Here is a 5,461-nt window from a genome sequence, read left to right on the forward strand (position 1 = left end):
CTCGAGCACGCCAAGGCCCGCGGCGCCAAGATCTATGGCGAGATCGTCGGCTATGGCGCGACCTCGGACGGCTACGACATGGTCGCGCCATCGGGCGAAGGCGCCGTGCGCTGCATGAAGATGGCGCTGCAGGGCCTCAACGCGAAGGTGGACTACATCAACCCGCATGGCACCTCGACCCCCGTCGGCGATGCCAAGGAGATCGAGGCCATCCGCGAGGTCTTCGGCACGGGCGACAAGGCCCCGCCGATCGCCGCGACCAAGTCGCTCACCGGTCACTCGCTCGGCGCCACCGGCGTGCAGGAGGCGATCTATTCGCTGCTGATGCTCAACAACGACTTCATCTGCGAGAGCGCCCATATCGAGACGCTCGACCCGGCCTTCGCCGACATGCCGATCGTGCGCAAGCGCATCGACAATGCAGGCCTCGGCTGCGTGCTCTCCAATTCCTTCGGCTTCGGCGGCACCAACGCCACCATCGTGATGAAGAAGCTGGAGGCGTGAGGGCGCCATGCTCCCTTTGATGCAGAACAAGCGCGGCCTCGTCATGGGGGTCGCCAACCAGAATTCGATCGCCTGGGGCATTGCCCGTACCCTGCACGCGCACGGCGCCGAACTCGCCTTCACCTATCAGGGCGAGGCGCTGGGCAAGCGGGTCAAGCCGCTCGCCGACAGCATCGGCTCGCGGCTGGTCATTCCCTGCGATGTCGAGGACATCGCCTCGGTCGATTCGGCCTTCGCCGCGATCGACGAGGCCTGGGGCGGCGATCCTGCGCTCAACACGCTGGACTTCATCGTCCATGCTATCGGCTTTTCCGACAAGAACGAGCTGAAGGGGCTCTATGCCGACACCAGCCGCGAGAATTTCTCGCGCACCATGGTGATCTCCTGCTTCTCCTTCACCGAAGCCGCCAAGCGCGCCGCCGCGCGGATGCCCAATGGCGGCAGCATGCTGACGCTGACCTATGGCGGCTCGATGCGCATCATGCCGAATTACAACGTCATGGGCGTCGCCAAGGCGGCGCTGGAGGCGAGCGTGCGTTATCTGGCTGGCGATTTCGGCCCGCGCGGCATCCGCGTCAATGCTCTCTCCCCCGGCCCGGTGCGGACGCTCGCGGGCGCCGGCATTTCGGATGCGCGCGCGATGCTCTCCTGGCAGCGCGCCCATTCGCCCTTGCGCAAATCGGTGACGCTCGACGAGATCGGCGGCTCGGCGCTCTATTATTTGTCGGACCTCTCGGGGGGCGTCACCGGCGACATTCACCATGTCGATGCCGGCTATCACATCACCTCGATGCCGGTGCTGGACAGTCTGCGCGCCGCCGACAGCGGCAACGGCGACTAGCGGAACCGGAGGCCGACGCCGCCGTTTCCCTGTCTTGAACAGGAGACGGCGATGAGCACGGTCAGGTACGAGGTTGTCGAGCACGATGGCGGTTGGGCCTACAAGGTCGGCGACGTCATCTCCGAGACGCATCCCACCCATGAGGCGGCGCTGAAGGCGGCGACCGATGCCGCCGCGCGCCAGACCGTTGCCGGCAGCACCGACGGCATCGTCTATCAGGACCGCGAAGGGCAGTGGCACGAGGAACTGGCCGATGGCCATGACCGGCCCTCGACCAAGGTCGTCGACGGGCACTGAGGTCAGGCCGGGAACGCGCATCCGGCGGAAAGCCACGTCATCCCCGGCGCCGCTTCGCGCCGCCGGGGATGGAGTGGCAAGTTGCCTGGCAGGCTCCTCAGCGTGCGGTGAAGAAGGTCAGCAGCACCTTGTTCTTCTCGCCGAGCAGGCACAGGAACCGGCGCGGCTTGTCGGAGCGATCCGTGCGCAGATAGGCTTCCGACATGATGATGCGCGTGATCGGGATCGTCTCCACCTTCGATTCCGACACGGCGACGGTCGCCCCGTCCTCGTCGATATAGATGTCCTTGATATCGGGCTCTTTGGCCGACAGCGTCTCGAGCGCGGCCTTCTTGCAGGTCGCGATTTCGGGCGTGGCGGGCTTGGTCGGGGCGATCTCCTGCGCGAGGGCAGGGGCCGTGCCGAGGAGGCAGGCGGCGACGGCGAGGAACGGCTTCATGCGAGGCACTCACGGTTTGCAGTGCCGTCTCAACGCCCGAAGCCGTCCCTGGTTCGCCGTCAGCCCTTCAAAGCCCGCGCGATGCTCTCCGTGAAGGGTGTCGTCGGCCGGCCGATCAGCCGCGAGAGCGAGCCGCTGTCGTCTTGGAGCGCGCCGCGCGCCGCGGCCGCATCCGAATCCGCCAGCAGCGCAGCGAGCCCTTCGGGCAACCCGGCACCGATCAGCGCGCCGCGAAACTCGGCCTCCGGCAGATCGATATAGGGGATCTCCCGGCCACTTTGGCGGGAGATGTCCGCCGCGAATTCGGCCAGCGAATAGGAGTGATCGCCCGCGAGCTCGTGCACGGTTCGCTCGCCGCGATCCGTGAGGAGGGCGGCGGCGGCCGCTTCGGCATAGTCGGACCGCGCCGCGCTCGAGATGCGGCCCTTGCCCGCGCTGCCGATGAAGGCGCCATGCGCGAGCGCGGGCGCAATCGAGGCTGTGTAGTTCTCGGTGTACCAGCCATTGCGCAGCAGCGAATGGGCGATGCCGCTTTCCGCGATCAGCGCCTCGGTCTGGCGATGCTCCTCGGCGAGGCCGAGCGCCGACGTGTCGGCATGCAGCACGCTGGTATAGGCGATCCGCTCGACACCGGCAGCCTTGGCCGCCTCGACCACGCGGCGATGCTGGGCAACCCGCGCGCCGATGGCGTTCGACGAGATCAGCAGAACGCGCTCGGCTCCCTGGAGCGCTGAGCCCAGCGTCTCCGGCGCTTCGTAATCGCCCTGCCGCACGATGACACCCTCGGGAAACAGCCCGGCGGCGCGGTCGGGAGACCGGACCAGTGCGGCGATCTGCTCCGAGCCGATGCGGGCGGCGAGAGCGGAGACCACGAGCCGGCCGAGTTGGCCGCTCGCGCCGGTGACGACGTAACGAGGATGGGACATGGGCAGGCTCCGCTGCGTTGTGTTAGAGGTAGTCTCAAATAGAGACCACGGAGCCGCGCCGAAAGACGGCACTTCTCCGTTACCTGGTTACCCGGAGGAGACCACCATGGAACCGCAGAAGGCCCTCGGTGCGAAATTCGAAGCCTGGCAGGCCATGGGGCTGGATGCGACGCGCTGCCCCGTGCGCGGATTGCTCGACCAGATGGGGGATCGCTGGTCGATCCTCCTGCTCTGCGCACTCGCCACCCGCCCGCGGCGCTTCGGTGCGCTGCAGCGGGCGGTGCCGGATATCTCCAAGCGCATGCTCACCCAGACGCTGCGCCGCCTCGAACAGGACGGGTTTGTGCTGCGCGACGTGCAGCCGACAGTCCCGCCGAGCGTGACCTATTCGCTCACTCCGCTCGGCGCGAGCTTCGCCGCCCCGCTGCTGGCGCTCATCGAATGGGCCGAGGTCAATTTTCCCGCGGTGCGGGACGCCCGCTATGCGAAAAGGGCCGCCTGACGGCGGCCCTCGGCAGAATCGTCTCGGGCGAGCCGGTCAGAGGCCGAGCTTCTTCTTGCGCTGGCCGAGCGTACGCAGGCGCAGCGCATTGAGCTTGATGAAGCCGGCGGCGTCGCGGTGGTCATAGGCCACGGCGCCTTCCTCGAAGGTCACGAGGTCCTGGTCGTAGAGCGAATAGTCGCTGGAGCGGCCGATGACGTGGACGCCGCCCTTGTAGAGCTTGATGCGGACCTCGCCGGTGACGAATTCCTGGCTCTTGTCGATCAGCGCCTGCAGCATTTCGCGCTCCGGCGAGAACCAGAAGCCGTTATAGATCAGCTCCGCATATTGCGGCATGATCTGGTCTTTCAGATGCGCCGCGCCCCGGTCGAGCGTGATCGACTCGATGGCGCGATGCGCGGCGGCCAGGATCGTGCCGCCGGGCGTCTCGTACATGCCGCGCGACTTCATGCCCACGAAGCGGTTCTCGACGAGGTCGAGCCGGCCGATGCCGTTGTCGCGGCCCAGATCGTTGAGCCTGGCGAGCAGGGTGGCCGGGGACAGCTTCTCGCCGTCGATCGCGGTTGCGTCGCCCTTCTCGAAGGAGATGGTGACGATGGTCGGCTGGTCCGGCGCCTCCTCGGGCGAAACCGTGCGGGAATAGACATAGTCCGGCACTTCCTCCGCGGGATCCTCCAGAACTCGGCCTTCCGAGGAGGCATGCAGCAGATTGGCGTCGACCGAGAACGGCGCCTCGCCGCGCTTGTTCTTGGCGATCGGGATCTGGTGCTGCTCGGCGAAGGCGATGAGCTGCTCGCGCGAGCGCAGATCCCATTCGCGCCACGGCGCGATCACCACCACATCGGGCTTCAGGGCATAGGCCGTCAGCTCGAAGCGAACCTGGTCGTTGCCCTTGCCGGTGGCGCCGTGGGAGACAGCGTCGGCCCCCGTCGCCTCGGCGATCTCGATCAGCTTCTTGGCGATGAGCGGGCGCGCGATCGAGGTGCCGAGCAGATAGACGCCCTCATAGGCGGCATTCGCGCGGAACATCGGGAAGACGTAGTCCCGCACGAATTCCTCGCGCAGATCCTCGATATAGATGTTTTCCGGCTTGATGCCGAGCAGCAGCGCCTTGTCGCGCGCCGGCCCCAGCTCCTCGCCCTGGCCGAGATCGGCGGTGAAGGTCACCACTTCGCATCGATAGGTTGTCTGCAGCCATTTGAGGATGATCGAGGTGTCGAGACCGCCGGAATAGGCGAGGACGACCTTCTTCACGCTGCTGTCAGCCATCTGTCTGCTTTTCCTGCTGGCGGCCGGCAGGGCCGCGTTTCGGACATGATGGCGCACTATCCCAGGGATCGGAGCGACGCAATCGGAACATTTTGATCTTTTCCGCGTCTTGCCCTGATGGGTGGTTCGATCGAGGTCGGGCCGCCAGCTTCCGCATGCTTTTCGCAAGCGGAACAATGGTCCTTGGTGATATGCTGCCTCGGACCACGCCGTGCTCGATAAGACCCGCTGGGAGGCCGAATGCCGAATCGTCCCGTCTTGGACTTCTGGTATGAGTTCGCCTCTCCTTATTCCTTCCTCAGCGCTCTCAGGATCGACGATGCGGCTGCGCAGGCGGGTGTCGTGATCCGCTGGCGGCCCTTTCTGCTGGGCCCGATCTTCGCCGCCCAGGGGCTGACGAACTCGCCCTTCGTGCTGAATCCGAGCAAGGGGCGCTATCTTTGGCGCGATACCGGCCGGCGTGCCCGTCGCCAGGGCGTGACGATGGTCAAGCCCCAGAATTTTCCGCAGAATTCGCTGACCGCCGCGCGCATCGCCCTGGCCGGGCGCGACGAGGGCTGGACACCTGCCTTCTCAAAGGCGCTGTTCCGGGCCCAGTTCTGCGAAGGGCGCACCATCGCCGAGGAGGCCGTGCTGGTTGCGGCGCTGAAGGAGGCGGGCGCCGAGCCCGGCACCGCGATCGC

Annotated in this window: 8 protein-coding genes; 5 read left to right on the forward strand and 3 right to left on the reverse strand. The window is 66.6% G+C overall.

Going from position 1 to position 5,461, the window contains the following annotated elements:
• The 3 genes from ACOJTB_RS16760 to ACOJTB_RS16770 all read left to right on the forward strand — a co-directional run.
• Positions 1 to 504, forward strand: a 504-nt coding sequence (locus ACOJTB_RS16760) for a beta-ketoacyl-[acyl-carrier-protein] synthase family protein (protein ID WP_465248411.1), incomplete at its 5' end; no start/stop codon positions are given.
• A 7-nt stretch (positions 505 to 511) separates the two neighbouring features.
• Positions 512 to 1,345, forward strand: a complete 834-nt coding sequence (gene fabI / locus ACOJTB_RS16765; protein WP_420103664.1) for an enoyl-ACP reductase FabI — start codon at positions 512 to 514, stop codon at positions 1,343 to 1,345.
• A 51-nt stretch (positions 1,346 to 1,396) separates the two neighbouring features.
• A complete protein-coding gene (locus tag ACOJTB_RS16770; protein ID WP_420103665.1) occupies positions 1,397 to 1,642 on the forward strand; it encodes a DUF2188 domain-containing protein in 246 nt (81 codons plus the stop codon).
• A 97-nt stretch (positions 1,643 to 1,739) separates the two neighbouring features.
• Here the strand turns inward: ACOJTB_RS16770 and ACOJTB_RS16775 are convergent, their stop codons facing one another.
• Together ACOJTB_RS16775 and ACOJTB_RS16780 are read right to left on the reverse strand one after the other, a co-directional pair.
• Positions 1,740 to 2,081 carry a hypothetical protein gene (locus ACOJTB_RS16775; RefSeq protein ID WP_420103666.1) on the reverse strand — a complete coding sequence of 114 codons (342 nt, stop codon included), beginning with the start codon at positions 2,079 to 2,081 and terminating at the stop codon, positions 1,740 to 1,742.
• A gap of 59 nt (positions 2,082 to 2,140) precedes the next feature.
• Positions 2,141 to 3,007 carry an SDR family oxidoreductase gene (locus tag ACOJTB_RS16780; protein WP_420103667.1) on the reverse strand — a complete coding sequence of 289 codons (867 nt, stop codon included), beginning with the start codon at positions 3,005 to 3,007 and terminating at the stop codon, positions 2,141 to 2,143.
• A gap of 106 nt (positions 3,008 to 3,113) precedes the next feature.
• Between ACOJTB_RS16780 and ACOJTB_RS16785 the strand changes: the two genes are divergently transcribed.
• The gene (locus tag ACOJTB_RS16785) at positions 3,114 to 3,509 is read left to right on the forward strand and encodes a winged helix-turn-helix transcriptional regulator (RefSeq protein WP_420103668.1); all 396 of its coding nucleotides are present in this window, start codon (positions 3,114 to 3,116) and stop codon (positions 3,507 to 3,509) included.
• Positions 3,510 to 3,545: 36 nt separating this feature from the next.
• On the opposite strand, the gene ACOJTB_RS16790 is transcribed toward ACOJTB_RS16785, so the two are convergent.
• Positions 3,546 to 4,778, reverse strand: coding sequence for an argininosuccinate synthase (locus ACOJTB_RS16790; protein ID WP_420103669.1), 1,233 nt, complete (start codon positions 4,776 to 4,778; stop codon positions 3,546 to 3,548).
• Between the two features lie 240 nt (positions 4,779 to 5,018).
• On the opposite strand from ACOJTB_RS16790, the gene ACOJTB_RS16795 reads away from it, so the two are divergent.
• On the forward strand, positions 5,019 to 5,461 hold a 443-nt coding region (locus tag ACOJTB_RS16795; RefSeq protein ID WP_420103670.1), incomplete at its 3' end, for a 2-hydroxychromene-2-carboxylate isomerase.

The sequence above is a fragment of the Allobosea sp. genome (assembly GCF_048595345.1).
Classification (GTDB): Bacteria; Pseudomonadota; Alphaproteobacteria; order Rhizobiales; family Beijerinckiaceae; genus Allobosea.

What these genes read in the sequence shown, in the direction of transcription:
- fabI (WP_420103664.1), top strand. Translation starts at nt 512, where the DNA reads ATGCTCCCTTTGATGCAGAACAAGCGCGGCCTCGTCATGGGGGTCGCC.
- ACOJTB_RS16770 (WP_420103665.1), top strand. Translation starts at nt 1,397, where the DNA reads ATGAGCACGGTCAGGTACGAGGTTGTCGAGCACGATGGCGGTTGGGCC.
- ACOJTB_RS16775 (WP_420103666.1), bottom strand. Translation starts at nt 2,081, where the DNA reads ATGAAGCCGTTCCTCGCCGTCGCCGCCTGCCTCCTCGGCACGGCCCCT.
- ACOJTB_RS16780 (WP_420103667.1), bottom strand. Translation starts at nt 3,007, where the DNA reads ATGTCCCATCCTCGTTACGTCGTCACCGGCGCGAGCGGCCAACTCGGC.
- ACOJTB_RS16785 (WP_420103668.1), top strand. Translation starts at nt 3,114, where the DNA reads ATGGAACCGCAGAAGGCCCTCGGTGCGAAATTCGAAGCCTGGCAGGCC.
- ACOJTB_RS16790 (WP_420103669.1), bottom strand. Translation starts at nt 4,778, where the DNA reads ATGGCTGACAGCAGCGTGAAGAAGGTCGTCCTCGCCTATTCCGGCGGT.